Raw genomic sequence first — 18,280 nt, 5'->3', positions numbered from 1 at the left:
ACTAAAAGCCCTGCCTAGTCCTAGCACTGCGGCTTGCAGCGTCTACGCCGTGATGCCTGCAACTCGTGCAGCAGGGATCCGCCCCGTGCCCCATACCAACTTCCAAGAGACAAGCATGACCCCAAGCGCGACGACCATTTCGGGCGCAACGCCCAGGCAAGACACCAGCCATGACATCGATGCAGACAACGCCCTGTATGCCAAGGTCAGCTGGCGGCTGCTGCCCCTGCTGCTGATCTGCTACATGGTCGCCTACCTGGACCGCATCAACATCGGCTATGCCCAGATCCAGATGAAGCAGACGCTGGATTTCGGCGACGCTGCCTACGGCTTTGGCGCGGGTCTGTTCTTCATCGGCTACTTTCTGTTTGAAGTGCCCAGCAATCTGCTGCTGGAGAAGATAGGCACGCGCAAGACGCTGATGCGCATCATGCTGGTCTGGGGCCTCATCGCCACGGCCATGGCCTGGGTCTTCACTCCCATGCAGTTCTATGTGGCGCGCTTTCTGCTGGGCGCGTTCGAGGCCGGCTTCTTTCCCGGCGTCATTCTGTACTTCACCTACTGGTACCCCTCGGCGCGCCGCGGCCGTGTGATCTCCATCTTTCTCTCAGCCGTCATGGCCATGGCGATTGTGGCCGGCCCGCTGTGCGGCGCCATTCTCAAATACATGGATGGCATCGACGGCCTGCATGGCTGGCAATGGCTGTTTCTCATCCAGGGCCCGCCCGCCTGCATGCTGGGCCTGATCCTCTACTTCTATCTGCAAGACAGGCCAGCCGACGCTAAATGGCTGACAGACGCCGAAAAAGCGCGGCTGCAGCACAACCTGGCCAACGATAGCGGTCAGGCAGCTCAACACGGCGGCCACGGGCACAAGGCCGCCCATAGCAGCGCCACTCTGGGCCGGTTGCTGCGCGACCCCAAGGTCTATGCCCTGTCACTGGTGTACTTCATGATGCACGGCGCCACCTATCTGTTTGTCTTCTGGATGCCCACCGTGATTCAGGACCTGGGCGTGCAGGACGTGCTGCATGTCGGTATCTACTCGGCCATTCCCTTTGTCGCAGGCTTCTTCGGCATGATTGCCTTCGGTGCCAGCTCCGACCGGTTCCGCGACCGCCGCTGGCATCTGTTCATCGCTTGCGGCATGGCCATTGCCGGCCTGATCGTCACCCTTCAGATGCATGGCCATCTCGAAGGCTCGCTGACTGCCCTGGCCTTCACGCTGATCGGTCTGGCGGCCCTGCCCCCGCTGTTCTTTGCCCTGGTCAGCGACTATCTGTCACCGGCCGTGGCCGCGGGCGGCATCGCCCTCATCAGCAGCCTGGGCAACCTGGGCTCGGCCGCCAGCCCCACACTGGCCGGCCTGCTGACCCAATACACTGGCAACAGGCACTACAGCATCTATCTGGTGCTGGTCATGCTGGTCCTCTCGGCACTGGTGCTGATGGTGGCGGTGCGCGACGCCAAGACCAGGCGCGGATGAGCCATGCCCGGCGCTTGCCGGGCAGCACCCTCACCTCGAGCTACTGCAGGTCTATCCGACTGGCTGTTCCGGTCCCGAACGCAGAAAAACCATACAAAAAGACCTCTAACGCTATCTGTCAAGCGTTAGCAGCTATCAAAATCATTCTTCAAGCTGTGCTTCGGCCAAGGGATTCGCCTTGTAACTCAGCCAGCCTGCCGCCACAGACTTGCCCGCAGCAGCGCCTGCGCGGCGGTCGTTGGGGTGCGAGCGCCCTTCGCTCACCACCACTTCGGCAAAGTCGAACGGGCTCATGCCGTCAATACAAGCCACATTCACGCCGTACTGATGCGGCGACGAGCGCCGCTGATGAAAGGTATAGATGCCGCAATGCTTGCAGAAGATGTGCTTGGCCTGTCCGGTGTTGAACTGGTAGAGCGTCAGTGCATCCTGCCCTTGCAGCACCTCGATTCCGCTCAGCTCGGCCGACACCGCCACGGCACCGCGCATGCGGCAAAACGAGCAATTGCAGCGCCGCGCAGTGTTCAGGCCGTCGCTTAGCAGAACGGTAAAGCGCACTGCGCCGCAGTGGCAGGCTGCTTGGAGCGGTCGGAAAAAATCAAGGCGGGGGCTGGGCATGGGTTTGTCTCCATCAAGGGGGGCTTTGAGGCAAGCACTGAAGTCAACGGCATCCAATATCGTTCAAATCAGGCTCAAGCGCATATTTATCTGGCGCAAGCAGCTATGAAGTTTTGAAGTTTCCCGAATGCGCATCATGGTTGCCGATCGGCAAATTGAAGATCGGCAGGCATAGATAAAAATCAAATATGCCTCCAGCGATTGCCAATTAAGCGCGAGCAGCTATCAAAATAAAAAAGGCAGCCCATGAGCTGCCTTTGTTTTCGAACAGGTCCCGAGACCCGATCTCAGCGCTTACTTGCGTGCTGGTGGCACGTCCGTGCAGGAACCATGCGCCACTTCCGCAGCCATGCCGATGGACTCGCCAAGGGTTGGGTGGGGGTGGATGGTCTTGCCGATATCCACGGTGTCGGCGCCCATTTCGATGGCCAGGGCGATTTCACCGATCATGTCGCCGGCATGCGTGCCGACCATGCCGCCGCCCAGGATACGGCCGTGGCCGTGAGCTTCGGGGGAATCGTCAAACAGCAGCTTGGTGAAGCCTTCGTCGCGGCCGTTGGCGATGGCGCGGCCCGAGGCAGCCCAGGGGAACAGACCCTTCTTGACCTTGATGCCTTGTGCCTTGGCCTGGTCTTCGGTCAGACCCACCCATGCCACTTCGGGGTCGGTGTAGGCGACCGAAGGAATCACGCGGGCGTTGAAGGCAGCGGAAGCCAGTTCCTTGTTGCCTTGCAGTTCGCCGGCAATGACTTCTGCGGCCACGTGCGCTTCGTGCACGGCCTTGTGCGCCAGCATCGGCTGGCCCACGATGTCTCCGATCGCGAAGATGTTGGGCACGTTGGTGCGCATCTGGATGTCGACGTCGATGAAGCCGCGGTCGGTCACGGCCACGCCAGCCTTTTCGGCGCTGATCTTCTTGCCGTTGGGCGTGCGGCCCACGGCTTGCAGAACCAGGTCGTAGGTCTGGGGTTCGGGCACGGTGACGCCGTCCTTGGCAGGAGCGAACGTGACCTTGATGCCTTCGGGCGTGGCTTCGGCACCCACGGTCTTGGTGTTGACCATGATGTTGTCGAAACGCGGTGCATTCATCTTTTGCCAGACCTTGACCAGATCGCGGTCGGCGCCCTGCATCAGGCCGTCCATCATTTCCACCACGTCCAGGCGTGCGCCCAGCGTGCTGTAGACGGTGCCCATTTCCAGGCCGATGATGCCGCCGCCAAGAATCAGCATGCGCTTGGGCACTTCCTTCAGATCCAGGGCACCGGTGGAATCGACCACGCGGGGGTCCTTGGGCATGAAGGGCAGATGCACGGCTTGCGAGCCTGCAGCGATGATGGCGTTCTTGAACTGAACGATCTTCTTGCTGCCGGTCTTTTCCTGGCCGGAACCAGTGGTTTCTTCCACTTCGATGTGGTTGGCCGACACGAAGTTGCCGTAGCCGCGCACGACGGTGACCTTGCGCATCTTTGCCATCTGGCCCAGACCGCCGGTCAGCTTGCCGATGACCTTTTCCTTGTGGCCGCGCAGTTGGTCGATGTTCACTTCAGGAGCGGCAAACTTCACGCCGGCCACTTCCAGGTGCTTGACTTCGTCCATCACGGCAGCCACATGCAACAGAGCCTTGGAAGGAATGCAACCCACGTTCAGGCAGACGCCGCCCAGGGTGGCGTAGCGCTCGACCAGCACGACCTTCAGACCCAGGTCGGCAGCACGGAAGGCTGCCGAATAGCCGCCGGGGCCACCGCCCAGAACCACGACGTCGCAGTCCATGTCCACGGTGCCGGCAAAGTTGCTGGCCACAGGAGCCGGAGCGGCAGCCACGGGGGCTGCCACAGGTGCAGGTGCAGGAGCGGCAGCGACGGGCGCAGGCGCTGCTGCCTGAGCAGGTGCGGCGGCGCCGGCTGCGGCTTCCAAAGTCAGCACCAGCGAGCCTTCGGCAACCTTGTCGCCGACCTTGACCTTGATTTCCTTCACGACGCCGGCGTGGCTGGAAGGAATCTCCATGGAGGCCTTGTCGCTCTCCACAGTGATGAGGGACTGGTCCACGGCCACGGTGTCGCCGGGGTTGACCAGCAGTTCGATCACGCCCACTTCGGCGAAGTCGCCGATATTGGGTACCTTGATATCGATGAGGCTCATATGCGCTCCTATCTTGGTTTTTGTCTCTGTGCCGCCCGATTCGCTCGGGCAGCTGAAAACGGTATTTCCGGGTTGAAGCCTGGCGGCTGACGCCTTAGCTCCAGTCAAAAGTCAGCAATACGGTACGGCTTTCAGGCTCGTAGAACAGCAGGGTTTCAGTGCCGCTTGCGGCAAAGGCGTCAGCATTGGCACTGCAGATGAACTCGAAGTGCGCGCCGGTTTCTGGGTGGATGGGGTGAATGCCATCGTCCGTGCCAGTGTCGCTCAGCAGCTCATTCGTCAGATTGCTCCAGTTGCCGCCCCAGGAAGGGCCACCCAGCACTCCAAGCAGATAACGTCCAGAACTGGTTTCGTAGCAATCGGTGCCTGGCTCATACAGCGGCAGCTTGGCAACTTCAGCGGGGTCGTCCCACTCGTTCGCCGCATTCCAGCCATGGGCCAGAAAGTCCTGTCTGGCCTGCTCATATGCCGCGTGCTGGGTTGCGTAATGCAGTTCCATCACATCGCGCCATGAGTACTTGGCCTCGTGGTGCAGCTCGAACGGAGGCTGCGCACCCAGCTTGACCAGTTCACGATGCTGGGTGCGTACCTCGCGCCAGTCCAGCGTTTTCTCTGCCCAGTCAGCCCTGTCCTGCTCCAGCATGAAGTAGCGCCAGTCGCCCAGCAGCTCGTACCTGCCTTGATCGTTGAGCTTGAAAGCCAGCCAGTCAGGCTTGAGCAGCGCGTTGCCAAACTCCTCGCCCCCCCACTCCCCGACTTGCCCTTCGTAGGGCTCGCAAGGGGCGACAAGATGAATCGACCCGCTCCAGGCATCGTCGAGCAAGGCCAGATCGATGGTGACGAGCGGCAGAAAATGCCGCGCGTACTTCTCGACCGGCTCGGCGAAAACGTCAGCCGTATCCGGAAAAGGCCGGATACCGGGAATGACGCCACGCAGATGCTCGATGGGATGCTGTCTCAGGTTCTTCATCTCACTCATGGGCTGGCAAGGTGAAGCGCAAGGCATCTAAAAAGATAGCTGCTTGCGCAATTCAGATAAGCGCTACAGGCCGATTTCGCTAAAAATCGGCCTGCCTGTCAGCTGCTTAGAGCAGGATACGGCGGTAGTCGGCCAGCACAGCGCCCAGATAGGCGTTGAAGCGTGCGGCAGCTGCGCCGTCGATGACGCGGTGGTCATACGACAGGCTCAGAGGCAGCATCAGGCGCGGCACGAACTGCTTGCCGTCCCACACGGGCTTCATGGCGCCCTTGGACAGCCCCAGAATGGCGACTTCAGGCGCATTGATGATGGGCGTGAAGTTGGTGCCACCGATGCCGCCCAGAGACGAGATCGAGAAGCAGCCGCCTTGCATGTCTGCAGCGCCCAGCTTGCCGTCGCGGGCCTTCTTGGCCAGCTCGCCCATTTCCTGGCTAATCTGCAGAATACCCTTCTTGTCGGCGTCCTTGAGCACGGGAACGACCAGGCCGTTCGGCGTGTCGGCGGCAAAGCCAATGTTGAAGTACTGCTTGTAGACCAGAGTGTCGCCGTCCAGAGAGGCGTTGAACTCGGGGAACTTCTTGAGCGCAGCCACCACGGCCTTGATCACGAAAGCCAGCATCGTCACCTTGACATCGCTCTTGGCCTTGGCGCTTTCGGCATTGGTGGACACGCGGAAGGCTTCCAGCTCGGTGATGTCGGCCTCGTCATTGTTGGTGACGTGAGGGATGACCACCCAGTTGCGGTGCAGGTTGGCACCCGAGATCTTCTTGATGCGCGACAGTTCCTTGCGCTCGACAGCGCCAAACTTGGCGAAGTCGACCTTGGGCCAGGCCAGCACTTCCAGACCACCGACATTGCCGCCGGAAGACTTTGGAGCCACAGCCTGCTGAGCCAGGGTCTGCACGGCGCCAGCCATCACCGACTTGGTGAAGGACTGGATGTCTTCCGCCGTGATGCGGCCCTTGTTGCCCGAGCCCTTGACTTCTGCCAGAGGCACGCCCAGTTCGCGAGCGAACTTGCGCACCGAAGGCGAGGCATGGGGCAGCTGACCCGAAGGCGCGACGGTGGGGTTGTGGGCTGCAGGCGCTGCCACAGGTGCGGAAGCAGGAGTTGCAACCACGGGAGCAGCGGCCACAGGTGCCGATGCTGCAGCCACAGGGGCGGCAACAGGTGCCGCCACGGGAGCTGCAGCCTGCACGGGAGCGGCTGCTGCGCCCTGCACCGTCATCTGGCCGACCACGTCGCCCACGTTGACGGTGTCACCCAGCTTGATGGTCAGCGCCGTGATGGTGCCGGCCGAGGGTGAGGGGATTTCCATCGAGGCCTTGTCGGACTCCACGGTGAACAGCGATTGCTCGACAGCCACGGTATCGCCCACCTTGACCAGCATCTCGATCACGGCCACGTTCTTGAAGTCGCCGATATCGGGAATCTTGATGTCCACGGTGGAAGACGCTGCAGGAGCGGCGGCAACGGGGGCTGCAGCCACAGGAGCAGGTGCAGCAGCCACGGGGGCGGCAACAGGTGCAGGTGCTGCAGCGGCAGGTGCGGGAGCCGCATCAGCGGTTTCCAGCATCACGACCACGGAGCCTTCCTTGACCTTGTCGCCCAGGGCAACCTTGATTTCCTTGACCACGCCAGCCTGGCTGGAGGGGATTTCCATGGAGGCCTTGTCGGACTCCACGGTAATCAGGGACTGCTCGACCTTGATGGTGTCACCCACCTTGACCAGCACTTCGATCACGCCGACTTCGGAGAAGTCGCCGATATCGGGGACCTTGATTTCTGTCAATGCCATGTTGTCTGTCTCCCCTTCTTAGGCGTGCAGCGGGTTGATCTTGTCGACGTTGATGCCGTACTTCTTGATCGCTTCGGCCACGGTCGTGGCGTTGATCTTGCCTTCATCGGCCAGACCGCGCAGTGCAGCCACCACGATGTAGTGACGGTTGACTTCGAAGTGCTCGCGCAGCTTGGCGCGGAAGTCAGAACGGCCGAAACCGTCGGTACCCAGCACCTTGTAGGTACGGCCCTTGGGCATGTAGGGACGGATCTGCTCGGCGTAGGCCTTCATGTAGTCGGTCGAAGCGATCACGGGGCCGGGGTGGGCAGCCAGTTGCTGGGACACGAACGGAACCTTGGCGGCTTCCAGGGGATGCAGCATGTTGAAGCGGTCCACTTCCTGACCTTCGCGGGTCAGTTCGTTGAACGACGGGCAGCTCCAGACATCGGCAGCGACGCCCCAGTCCTTTTCCAGCAGTTCCTGGGCGAAGAAGGATTCGCGCAGGATGGTGCCGGAGCCCAGCAGTTGAACGCGCAGGCCGCTCTCGGGCACCTTCTGGCCAGGCTTGACCATGTACATGCCCTTGAGGATCTGCTCTTCCGTGCCGGCTTGCAGGCCAGGCATGGGGTAGTTTTCGTTCAGCAGCGTGATGTAGTAGAAGATGTTTTCCTGGTTCTGCACCATGCGACGCAGACCGTCCTGCATGATCACGGCCACTTCGTGAGCGAAGGTGGGGTCGTAGGTCACGCAGTTGGGGATGGTGTTGGCCAGGATGTGGCTGTGACCGTCTTCGTGCTGCAGGCCTTCGCCGTTCAGCGTGGTGCGGCCCGAGGTGCCGCCCAGCAGGAAGCCGCGCGCTTGCAGGTCGCCAGCCGCCCAGGCCAGGTCGCCGATGCGCTGGAAGCCGAACATCGAGTAGTACACATAGAACGGGATCATGACCCGGTTGCTATGGCTGTAGCTGGTGGCTGCAGCGATCCAGCTGGACATGCCGCCGGCTTCGTTGATGCCTTCCTGCAGGATCTGGCCGGCCTTGTCCTCGCGGTAGTACATCACCTGGTCCTTGTCGACCGGGGTGTATTGCTGACCGTGGGGGTTGTAGATGCCGACCTGACGGAACAGGCCTTCCATACCGAAGGTACGGGCCTCGTCCACCAGGATGGGCACCACGCGGGGGCCGATGTTCTTGTCGCGCAGCAGCTGCGTCAGGAAACGCACATAAGCCTGGGTCGTGGAGATCTCACGGCCTTCGGGTGTGGGCTCCAGGATGGCCTTGAAGGTGTCCAGCGCAGGAGCGGTGAACTGCTCGTCAGCCTGCTGGCGACGATGTGGCAGGTAGCCGCCCAGGGCCTTGCGACGCTCGTGCAGGTACTTCATTTCCGGCGTATCGTCGGCCGGCTTGTAGAAGGGAATGTCCGCGATCTGGCTGTCGGGGATCGGGATGTTGAAGCGGTCGCGGAAGGCCTTGATGTCCTCGTCGCTCAGCTTCTTGGTCTGGTGAACGTTGTTCTTGCCTTCACCGACCTTGCCCATGCCGAAGCCCTTGACGGTCTTGATCAGCAGCACGGTAGGCTGACCCTTGTGGCCGTTGGCAGCGGCAAACGCTGCGTAGACCTTCTGCGAATCGTGGCCGCCGCGGCGCAGATTCCAGATCTCGTCGTCGGACATATGCTCGACCATCTTCAGGGCGCGAGGATCGCGGCCGAAGAAATGCTGGCGAACATAGGCACCGTCGTTGGCCTTGAAGGCCTGATAGTCGCCGTCGTTGCACTCCATCATGATCTTCTTGAGCACGCCGTCCTTGTCCTTGGCCAGCAGCTCGTCCCAGCCCTTGCCCCACAGCAGCTTGATCACGTTCCAGCCGGCACCGCGGAATTCGCCTTCCAGCTCCTGGATGATCTTGCCGTTGCCGCGCACGGGGCCGTCCAGACGCTGCAGATTGCAGTTGATCACGAAGATCAGGTTGTCCAGGTTCTCGCGCGAGGCCAGACCGATGGCGCCCAGGGACTCCACTTCGTCCATTTCACCGTCGCCACAGAACACCCAGACCTTGCGGTTTTCGGTGTTGGCAATGCCGCGTGCGTGCAGATACTTCAGGAAACGCGCCTGGTAGATGGCCATCAGCGGGCCCAGACCCATGGACACCGTGGGGAACTGCCAGAAGTCGGGCATCAGCTTGGGGTGGGGGTAGCTCGACAGACCCTTGCCGTCCACTTCCTGGCGGAAGTTCAGCAGTTGCTCTTCGGAGATACGACCTTCCAGGTAGGCGCGGGCATAGATGCCGGGCGAAACATGCCCCTGGATGTACAGGCAGTCGCCGCCGTGGTTTTCGTTTTCCGCGTGCCAGAAATGGTTGAAACCGGCCGCAAACATATTGGCCAGCGAAGCGAAGGAGCCGATGTGACCGCCCAGATCACCGCCTTCGGGGGGGTGAATGCGGTTGGCCTTGACCACCATGGCCATGGCGTTCCAGCGCATATAGGCACGCAGACGACCTTCGATTTCGAGGTTGCCGGGGCACTTTTCTTCCTGGTCGACTTCGATGGTGTTCACGTAGCCGGTATTGGCCGAGAAAGGCATGTCCACGCTGTTCTGGCGAGCGTGTTCAAGCAGATCCTCGATCAGCCTGTGAGCATAGTCCGCACCTTCGCGGTCGATCACCGCAGAGAGGGCATCCATCCACTCGCGCGATTCTTGTTGGTCCAGGCCGGCGGGAAAGCCAGCGCCTTTGGGATCAGTCTGAGCTGTCATTGTGAGTGTCTCCTTCGAGAGGGGGGTAGCTTTATCACGAAGCAGTGAGTGCGGCATCACACGGGTGCGGCAAGCGCCACACCGCATAACGCGTGGCACAGCACCTTCGGGTGCTCCCCGGATTAAACCGATTCACTGTGTCGATCGCTGGCGAGTTTCGCACATTTTTTTTGAATTTCAAATTGTGCTTTGTGATTTCATTATATAAAAAAATGCTGCGAATGCACATACAGTGAAGCCTCTATAGATTGTCTTTTACGCGACAGAAATAGTCGCAGATTCCACTAGGTCTCTCCCCTACACTGGAGACATGCAAACAAGCAATCACGAACGAGAAAAAGAGGACGCAAAAAGCGCGCAATCCGTTGCATCCCCTGTGCGCTGGTGGCGCAGTTGGTGGCGTAGCCTGTCGCCGACCCGGCAGGATCGCTATGCCGCGCTCGCGCCGCTGGCATCGGTGCTGATGTTCATGGCTGCAATCATTGCGTCGTTCTGGTATTTGCGCACGGAAGAAGTGGATCGCGAGCAGGAGGCACTGCGCCGCGATGTGGAATACGCCCAGCAGCGCGTGCGCCTGCGCCTGTTGGAACGCCAGGAGCAACTGATGCGCATGGCCCGGGACATCGGCAACCGCGAGATGCGCAAAGCCGACTTTGACGGCCGCACCGAAGCGCTGATCAGCCAGTACCCCGAGCTGCAATCGATTACCTGGATCAATGACAAGCGTCAGGTTGTGTACAGCCAGTCAGCTCCGACGGTGGCCACGGATCAGCTGCGTGCCGTGGGCGAAAACCTGCATCAAGGCGAAACCCTGCAAGCCTATGAGCAGGCCCGCGAAATGCTGCAGCCCATCTATGTGCAGGAAAAAGCCCAGCCCAATGAGTTGCCGCCACTGCTGCAGCTGCATGTGCCCATCAGCTCCAACAGCCGCTACCAGGGCGAGCTGCTGGCCGAGTTTTCGGTGGACAGTCTGCTGCGCTATGGCACACCCACGGAAGTGATGGCCCGTTACGCCATCACCATGCGCGATGCCGACAACCATGTGCTGGCCGGCACTCCACTGGCACCGCGCAAGACACCGACCGAGCTGCTGCACTGGCGTGCCATAGCGAATGAATACGAAGTGCCAGTCTCCCCTGTGGGCACGGCGCTGATGATGCGCGCCCAGGCCTACCAGACTTCGCTGGGCGTTGTCGGCAGCGGCCTGTTTTGGCTGGTGGGCACGCTGTCGGCCATGACGGCCTGGCTGCTGCTGGCCACCTGGCGCCACACGCGCCGCCGTCAGCGTGCCCAGGAGGCTCTGGTGGCCGAGACCAATTTCCGCCGTGCCATGGAGAATTCCGTGTTGACCGGCATGCGAGCACTGGATCTGCACGGCCGCATCACCTATGTGAACGCGGCCTTCTGCCAGATGACGGGCTGGAGCGAGAAGGATCTGGTCGGCCAGGTTCCGCCCTATTCCTACTGGCCCGATAACGACTACGACAATCTGCATTCGCAGCTGCGCGAAGAGCTGTCGGGCAAGACCATCGTTGGCGGCTTTCAGGTACGTGTGAAACGCAAGAACGGCAGCCTGTTCGACGCGCGCCTGTATGTCTCGCCGCTGATCGATGCCCACGGCCAGCATACAGGCTGGATGTCGTCCATGACGGACATTACCGAGCCCAACCGGATTCGCGAACAGCTTTCCGCCTCATACGAGCGCTTCACCATCGTGCTGGAAGCGCTGGATGCCTCTGTTTCGGTGGCCCCTCTGGGCAGCGCCGAGCTGCTGTTTGCCAACAAGCTGTATCGCCAGTGGTTTGGCTCTCATACCGAAGGGCATCTGCAACTGGTCGCGCAGGCCGGCAAGCTGCCGGTTCGCCACCAGCCCGAAGCCGAGAACGAGGACGGGCTGATGGGTTTACCCACGGGCTCCATCACCGAATCGCGCAGCGAAAACGCTGAAATCTTCGTGCCCAGCCTGGGCAAGTGGCTGGAAGTCCGCTCGCGCTATCTGAGCTGGGTGGACGGCCGTCTGGCCCAGATGGTGATTGCCACCGACATCACCCAGCGCCGCCTGGCCGAGGAGCAGGCTGCGGCCCAGGCCGAAAAGGCCCAGACCGCCAGCCGCCTCATCACCATGGGCGAAATGGCATCCAGCGTGGCGCACGAGCTCAACCAGCCCCTGACCGCCATCAGCAATTACAGCTCCGGCATGCTGACACGCCTGGAAAACGGCACGCTCACACCCGAGCAGATGAAGTTCGCACTGGAAAAGACGGCACATCAGGCCCAGCGTGCCGGCCAGATCATTCAGCGCATCCGCTCCTTCGTGAAAAAGAGCGAGCCCAATCGCATGCTGGCCCAGGTGGGCGAAATGGTGAGCGAGGCGCTGGAGCTTGCCGGTATCGAGTTGCGCCGCCGCAATGTGCAGCTGACCTCGCATATTGCCGAACGCATGCCGCCGGTAATGGCCGATGCCATCCTCATCGAGCAGGTTCTCATCAATTTGATGAAAAACAGTGCTGAGTCAATTGATATGTCCGACCGCCCTCTGGGTCAGCGCAATGTGGAATTGCGCGTGCGCCCCCAGGTCTTTGAAAGCCTGCCGGGTGTGGAGTTCACCGTGGAAGACACGGGCAAGGGCCTGCCGCCGGAAGTGTTGGAACACTTGTTCGAAGCCTTCTTCTCCACCAAGAGTGAAGGCATGGGCATAGGCCTGAACCTTTGCCGCTCGATTGTCGAATCACATCAGGGTCGAATGCATGCCGAGAACCTCTACAATGGAAGCGAAGTCACTGGTTGCCGGTTCTCATTCTGGCTACCGTTGGCAACGGGTGTGGAGACGACAACACTCACCACGACAAGCGAACCCATAAAGAGGACGATTGCATGAGTTTGATTCCCAAAAAAGGCACTGTTTACGTAGTTGACGACGACGAAGCAGTCCGTGATTCGCTGCAATGGCTGCTGGAAGGCAAAGACTACCGCGTGCGTTGCTTTGACTCAGCCGAGACCTTTTTGTCGCGCTACGACCCGCGTGAAGTGGCCTGCCTGATCGTCGACATCCGCATGGGCGGCATGACCGGCCTGGAACTGCAGGACCGATTGATCGAGCGCAAGTCTCCTCTGCCCATTGTGTTCATCACCGGTCACGGCGATGTGCCCATGGCTGTGAACACCATGAAGAAAGGCGCACTGGACTTCATCCAGAAGCCTTTCAACGAAGAAGAGCTGCTGGGTCTGGTCGAGCGCATGCTGGATCACGCCCGCGAAGCCTTTACCGGCCACCAGCAGGCCGCCAGCCGCGATGCGCTGCTGGCCAAGCTCACGGGCCGCGAAGCCCAGGTGCTCGAACGCATCGTCGCCGGCCGCCTGAACAAGCAGATCGCCGACGATCTGGGCATCTCCATCAAGACCGTGGAGGCCCACCGCGCCAACATCATGGAAAAGCTCAACGCCAACACCGTGGCCGATCTGCTCAAGATTGCGCTGGGCCAGGGCCAGACCAGCGCTGCGGCCAAGGCGGCGGCAGCCGTCAATTAAGTGCTCCCCGCGAAATTGGAAGCCATTCCAATCGCGAGATAATCCAGGGAGCACTGGCCAGGCCTCGCGCTTTAGCCAACTCCTATTCTGATAGCTGCTAGTGCTTGTACTTCAAGGGCTAGCAGCATTTTTTATTGGTACTCCAGCAATGACAGCCCAACTCATCGACGGCAAAGCCCTCTCAGAACAACTGCGCAAGGAAGTCGCCACACGCGCGGCAGCACTCAAGGCCAAGGGCATCACGCCCGGCCTGGCCGTAGTTCTGGTGGGCGACAACCAGGCTTCCCAGGTCTATGTGCGCAACAAGGTCAAGGCCTGCGAAGACGTGGGCTTCCACTCGGTGCTGGAAAAGTACGATGCCTCCATGACCGAAGCCGAACTGCTGGCACGTGTCGAAGCGCTGAACAACGACCCCAGCATTCACGGAATTCTGGTGCAGTTGCCCCTGCCCAAGCACATCGACGACCACAAGGTCATCGAAACCATCTCCCCCGCCAAGGATGTGGACGGCTTCCACGTGGCCAGCGCCGGCGCACTTATGGTCGGCGAAGTCGGCTTCAAGGCCTGCACGCCCTATGGCTGCATGAAGATGCTGGAATCCATCGGCATGAAGGATCTGCGCGGCAAGCACGCCGTGGTCATCGGCCGCTCCAACATCGTGGGCAAGCCCATGGCCATGATGCTGCTGGCCGCCAACGCAACGGTCACCATCACCCATAGCGGCACTGCCGATCTGGCTGCCATGACTCGCCAAGCCGACATCGTCGTCGCAGCCGTGGGCAAGGTCGACGTGCTGACAGCCGACATGGTCAAGCCCGGTGCCGTGGTCATCGACGTGGGCATGAACCGCAACGCCGAAGGCAAGCTCTGCGGCGATGTGGACTTCAACGGCGTCAAGGAAGTGGCGGGCTACATCACCCCTGTGCCCGGTGGTGTCGGCCCCATGACGATTACCATGCTGCTGGTCAACACCATGGAGTCTGCTGAGCGCGCCGCGGGCTGATCCTTCAGAGCCGCTTCGCGGCCTGCCCCTCTCTGGCGCCGAGCGCCCGAGAGGGCGACGGCTTGCCCCGCGCGGCGCCTGTTCGCTTCCCAGGCGCAAGCACGCTTCTGACCGCAGGCTGACGCTATGAAGGCGATAGCAATAAATACCCTGAGAGCGCTTGATTTTCCCGACCTTGCCGGCACCTAATACAGCATGAGCAATCCACTTCTCGAATCCTCCTCCCTGCCCTTGTTTGACCGCATTCAGCCAGCGGATGTGGCACCCGCCATCGACACTTTGCTGGCCCGTGCCAGCGAGGCGCTGGAGACCGTGGTTGCACCGGACTTCCCCGCACAGTGGGAAGCCATCTCTGCCGTGCTGGACGTGGCGACCGAAAAGCTTGGCACCGCCTGGTCGGCCATCAATCACCTCAACAGTGTGGCCGACACGCCAGAGTTGCGCGCGGCCTATAACGAAGCCCTGCCCAAAGTCACCGAGTTCTGGACCAATCTGGGCGCTGACGAACGCCTGTACGCCAAATACAAAGCTATCGACCCAGCCAGCCTCAACAAGGAACAGCGCGCCGCCTGGGACCATGCCATGCGGGGCTTTGTGCTCTCCGGTGCCGAACTGCAGGGAGCTGCCAAGGAACGCTTTGCGCAGATTCAGGCACGCTCGGCAGAGCTGGCCCAGAAATTCAGCGAGAACGCGCTGGACGCCACCGATGCCTTTGCCTACTACGCCAGGATTGACGAGCTGGACGGCGTTCCGGCCGATGTGATCGCCGCGGCCAAGGCTGCCGCCGATGCCGATGGCAAGGAAGGCTACAAGCTGACGCTAAAGATGCCCAGCTATCTGCCCGTGATGCAGTTTGCCAAGAGCAGCGCACTGCGCGAGAAAATCTATCAGGCCTATGTGACCCGAGCGTCCGATCAGGCCGAGGGCGATGGCAAACGCTTTGACAACACTGCAGTGATGAAGGAAATCCTCGCGCTGCGCCTGGAAGAATCCCAGTTGCTGGGCTACAGGAACTTCGGCGAAGTCTCGATCGTGCCCAAGATGGCCGATTCGCCCCAGCAGGTCATTGACTTTCTGCGCGATCTGGCAAAACGTGCCCGCCCCTATGCTGAAAAGGATGCAGCCGATCTGCGTGCCTTTGCCAAGGCTGAACTCGGCATTGCCGACCCGCAGCCCTGGGACTGGGCCTTCATCGGCGAAAAGCTCAAGGAAGCCCGCTATTCCTTCAGCGAGCAGGAGCTCAAGCAGTACTTTCCGGCTCCCAAGGTGCTGGCAGGCCTGTTCAAGATTGTCGAGACGCTGTTCGAAGTCTCCATCCGCCGCGATGAAGCTCCAGTCTGGAACCCCTGCGTGGAGTTCTACCGGATCGAGCGCTCCACCGCACAAGGCCCTCAGCTGGTCGGCCAGTTCTATCTGGACCCTCAGGCGCGCAAGGGCAAGCGTGGCGGCGCCTGGATGGATGATGTGCGCACGCGCTGGCTGCGCCCCGACACCCATAAGCTGCAAACGCCTGTGGCCCATCTGGTCTGCAATTTCGCGTCCGGCGTGGACGGCAAGCCCGCGCTGCTCACACACGATGACGTAATCACCCTGTTCCACGAAACCGGCCACGGACTGCACCACATGCTCACGCAGGTCAACGAACGCGATGTCTCGGGCATTGCCGGCGTGGAATGGGATGCGGTCGAGCTGCCCAGCCAGTTCATGGAAAACTTTTGCTGGGAATGGGATGTGCTCAAGCACATGACCGCCCATGTGGACACGGGTGATGCCCTGCCCCGCACGCTGTACGACAAGATGATTGCCGCCAAGAACTTCCAGTCCGGCATGCAGACCCTGCGCCAGATCGAGTTCGCGCTGTTCGACATGTTGCTGCACACCGAGCACAACCCGGCAGACGACTTCATGGCACTGCTGAACCAGGTGCGCGCCGAGGTGTCCGTGCTGCAATCACCAGCCTACAACCGCATGGCCCACACCTTCAGCCATATCTTTGCCGGTGGCTATGCCGCCGGTTACTACAGCTACAAATGGGCCGAAGTGCTGAGCGCGGACGCTTATGCGGCTTTCGAAGAAACCATGCTGGCCGATGGCTCGCCCAATCCCGAGACCGGCCGCAAGTACCGCGAGTCGATCCTGGAGGCCGGCGGCAGCCGTCCTGCCATGGAGTCCTTCAAGGCCTTCCGTGGCCGCGAGCCACAGATCGACGCGCTGCTGCGCCATCAAGGCATGAGTCAGGCGGCCTGAGTCTTCTGCTGCCGCCTCCTCAAAAGCGCCCTTCCAAGGGCGCTTTTTCATGCCGGTGATTGCCATAAACTGACACTGGCTGACTCCCGCACCGGAACCTGATCAAGGCAAGTCGGAGCGTGGGAGCAGACAGTCCTTCATGCAGGCTATGCTCTGTCCATTGGCGCTCGCGCCCTCAGACCTCTTCATTGCACTTCATTGATCAAGATTGAGATGCCACGATCTTTCATTGCCCGGCCTTCGGCCCAGAAACCGACCTCCCGCAACGCCCTGCAGCTGACGATGCTTGTAGCCGCCTTTGCCGCATTGGCGAGCGGAGTCAGCCAGGCCCAGAACCTTTATCGCAGTGTAGGCCCTGATGGGCGAGTCACTTATTCCGACCGGGCCATCAGCCCCAACGCCAAGCCCAGTGGCGAAGCCGCGAGCAATGCCGATGGCCCGGCGTCTTCGGCCAACGCGCAACTGCCTTACGACTTGCGCCAGACGGCCAACCGCTACCCCGTCACGATCTATACGGGCAAGGACTGCGGCCCGTGCGACGAGGCACGGTCTCATCTACAGAACCGCGGAATCCCGTTCAACGAGCGCACCATAGATACCAGCAGCGATGTTGCAGCGCTGCGCAAGCTCAGCGGACAGGACAACCTGCCCTTTGCCACCATCGGCAACCAGCACCTCAAGGGCTTTGGCGCCGACAGCTGGGACCAATACCTGAGCGCCGCAGGCTACCCCAAGCAGCCCCAGCTGCCGAAGAACTACAAAGCCCCCGCTGCCAAGCCCTTGACCGTACCGGCGCCAGCCGCGACCGATGCGGTCAAGCCTGCAGAGCGCCCCCCTGCACGCATCGCGACGCCCGCAGCCCCCGCCCCTGGCGCACCCACCCCCGACAACCCCGCAGGCCTGCGCTTCTAGAATTCATGAATTTCAATATAATCAGGCTCTAACGCTTACCCATCAAGCGCTAGCAGCTATCAATTTCATAAAAAAGCCACCTGCACAAGCAGGTGGCTTTCGGGCAGCTGCTTGCTGCTTAGTATTCCAGCGTCTGCACGCCTTGCGCGGTTCCCAGCAGGCAAACCGCAGCCTTCTGATGGGCAAACACGCCGACGGTCACCACGCCTGGCCACTGGTTGACTTCGGATTCGAAGGCCAGCGGCTCGGCGATCTTCAGGCCGCGGACATCCAGAATATGCTGGCCGTTGTCGGTCACCAGCGGCTCACCATCCTTCATGCGAATTTGCGCCGTCACGTCAGCGCCCATGGCTTCAAAGCGACGGGCGATCTGTGCTGCAGCCATGGGAATGACTTCCACGGGCAGCGGAAAATTGCCCAGCACCGGCACGCGCTTGGATTCATCGGCAATACAGACAAAACGCTGAGCCAGCGCCGCCACGATCTTCTCGCGCGTCAGCGCCGCACCGCCGCCCTTGACCATATAGCCCTTGCCGTCGATCTCGTCGGCACCGTCGATATAGACGGCCAGACTGGTGACTTCATTGGCATCGAACACCTTGATGCCCAGGGCCTTCAGGCGCTCGGTACTGGCCACGGAGCTGGAGACGGCGCCAGGAATCTGATCCTTGATGGTGGCCAGTGCATCAATGAACTTGTTGACCGTGGAGCCTGTGCCCACGCCCACAATTTCACCGGCGACCACATATTTCAGGGCAGCTTGTCCGACCAAAGTTTTCAGTTCATCTTGAGAAAGAGGTGCAGCAGATGTCGTCATGAGGGAAAATCCAGGTAATC

The 18,280-nt window shown here is 61.0% G+C and carries 12 protein-coding genes; 6 read left to right on the top strand and 6 right to left on the bottom strand.

Annotation, left to right across the window (positions count from 1 at the left end):
* Positions 1–115 precede the first annotated feature (115 nt).
* Positions 116–1,486 (top strand): MFS transporter, encoded by a 1,371-nt coding sequence (locus NOX35_RS12590; RefSeq protein WP_256496784.1) that lies wholly within the window; start codon positions 116–118, stop codon positions 1,484–1,486.
* 141 nt (positions 1,487–1,627) lie between these two features.
* Here NOX35_RS12590 and NOX35_RS12585 read toward each other — a convergent pair whose 3' ends face one another.
* From NOX35_RS12585 to aceE, 5 genes are all read right to left on the bottom strand, one after another.
* Complete coding sequence (locus NOX35_RS12585; RefSeq protein WP_256496783.1) at positions 1,628–2,104, bottom strand: GFA family protein; 477 nt, start codon at positions 2,102–2,104, stop codon at positions 1,628–1,630.
* 294 nt (positions 2,105–2,398) lie between these two features.
* Positions 2,399–4,243: a dihydrolipoyl dehydrogenase gene (gene lpdA, locus NOX35_RS12580; protein WP_256496782.1), complete on the bottom strand. Its 1,845-nt coding sequence runs from the start codon at positions 4,241–4,243 to the stop codon at positions 2,399–2,401.
* Between the two features lie 94 nt (positions 4,244–4,337).
* Complete coding sequence (locus NOX35_RS12575) at positions 4,338–5,213, bottom strand: hypothetical protein (protein ID WP_182286989.1); 876 nt, start codon at positions 5,211–5,213, stop codon at positions 4,338–4,340.
* A gap of 115 nt (positions 5,214–5,328) precedes the next feature.
* Complete coding sequence (gene aceF / locus NOX35_RS12570) at positions 5,329–7,020, bottom strand: dihydrolipoyllysine-residue acetyltransferase (protein ID WP_182286988.1); 1,692 nt, start codon at positions 7,018–7,020, stop codon at positions 5,329–5,331.
* Positions 7,021–7,038: 18 nt separating this feature from the next.
* Complete coding sequence (gene aceE / locus NOX35_RS12565; RefSeq protein ID WP_182286987.1) at positions 7,039–9,753, bottom strand: pyruvate dehydrogenase (acetyl-transferring), homodimeric type; 2,715 nt, start codon at positions 9,751–9,753, stop codon at positions 7,039–7,041.
* Positions 9,754–10,063: 310 nt separating this feature from the next.
* Here aceE and NOX35_RS12560 point away from each other — a divergent pair, with 310 nt between their 5' ends.
* The 5 genes from NOX35_RS12560 (at position 10,064) to NOX35_RS12540 (ending at position 17,443) form a co-directional block, all read left to right on the top strand.
* Positions 10,064–12,631 carry a PAS domain-containing sensor histidine kinase gene (locus tag NOX35_RS12560; protein ID WP_182286986.1) on the top strand — a complete coding sequence of 856 codons (2,568 nt, stop codon included), beginning with the start codon at positions 10,064–10,066 and terminating at the stop codon, positions 12,629–12,631.
* Positions 12,628–13,281 (top strand): response regulator transcription factor, encoded by a 654-nt coding sequence (locus NOX35_RS12555; RefSeq protein ID WP_003055354.1) that lies wholly within the window; start codon positions 12,628–12,630, stop codon positions 13,279–13,281. The genes NOX35_RS12560 and NOX35_RS12555 overlap by 4 nt, the downstream gene beginning before the upstream one ends.
* A 148-nt stretch (positions 13,282–13,429) precedes the next feature.
* Positions 13,430–14,284 (top strand): bifunctional methylenetetrahydrofolate dehydrogenase/methenyltetrahydrofolate cyclohydrolase FolD, encoded by an 855-nt coding sequence (folD, locus tag NOX35_RS12550; RefSeq protein ID WP_182286985.1) that lies wholly within the window; start codon positions 13,430–13,432, stop codon positions 14,282–14,284.
* A 195-nt stretch (positions 14,285–14,479) separates the two neighbouring features.
* A complete protein-coding gene (locus NOX35_RS12545) occupies positions 14,480–16,531 on the top strand; it encodes a M3 family metallopeptidase (protein WP_182286984.1) in 2,052 nt (683 codons plus the stop codon).
* A gap of 213 nt (positions 16,532–16,744) precedes the next feature.
* Positions 16,745–17,443 (top strand): glutaredoxin family protein, encoded by a 699-nt coding sequence (locus NOX35_RS12540; protein WP_232538226.1) that lies wholly within the window; start codon positions 16,745–16,747, stop codon positions 17,441–17,443.
* A 118-nt stretch (positions 17,444–17,561) separates the two neighbouring features.
* Here the strand turns inward: NOX35_RS12540 and rpiA are convergent, their stop codons facing one another.
* The gene (gene rpiA, locus NOX35_RS12535) at positions 17,562–18,260 is read right to left on the bottom strand and encodes a ribose-5-phosphate isomerase RpiA (RefSeq protein WP_256496781.1); all 699 of its coding nucleotides are present in this window, start codon (positions 18,258–18,260) and stop codon (positions 17,562–17,564) included.
* Positions 18,261–18,280: the final 20 nt, after the last annotated feature.

Source organism: Comamonas sp. C11 (assembly GCF_024496285.1).
Lineage (GTDB): Bacteria > Pseudomonadota > Gammaproteobacteria > Burkholderiales > Burkholderiaceae_C > Comamonas > Comamonas testosteroni_F.
The sequence above is the reverse complement of the archived record's forward strand: the minus strand, read 5'-3'. Positions and strand labels throughout refer to the sequence as shown.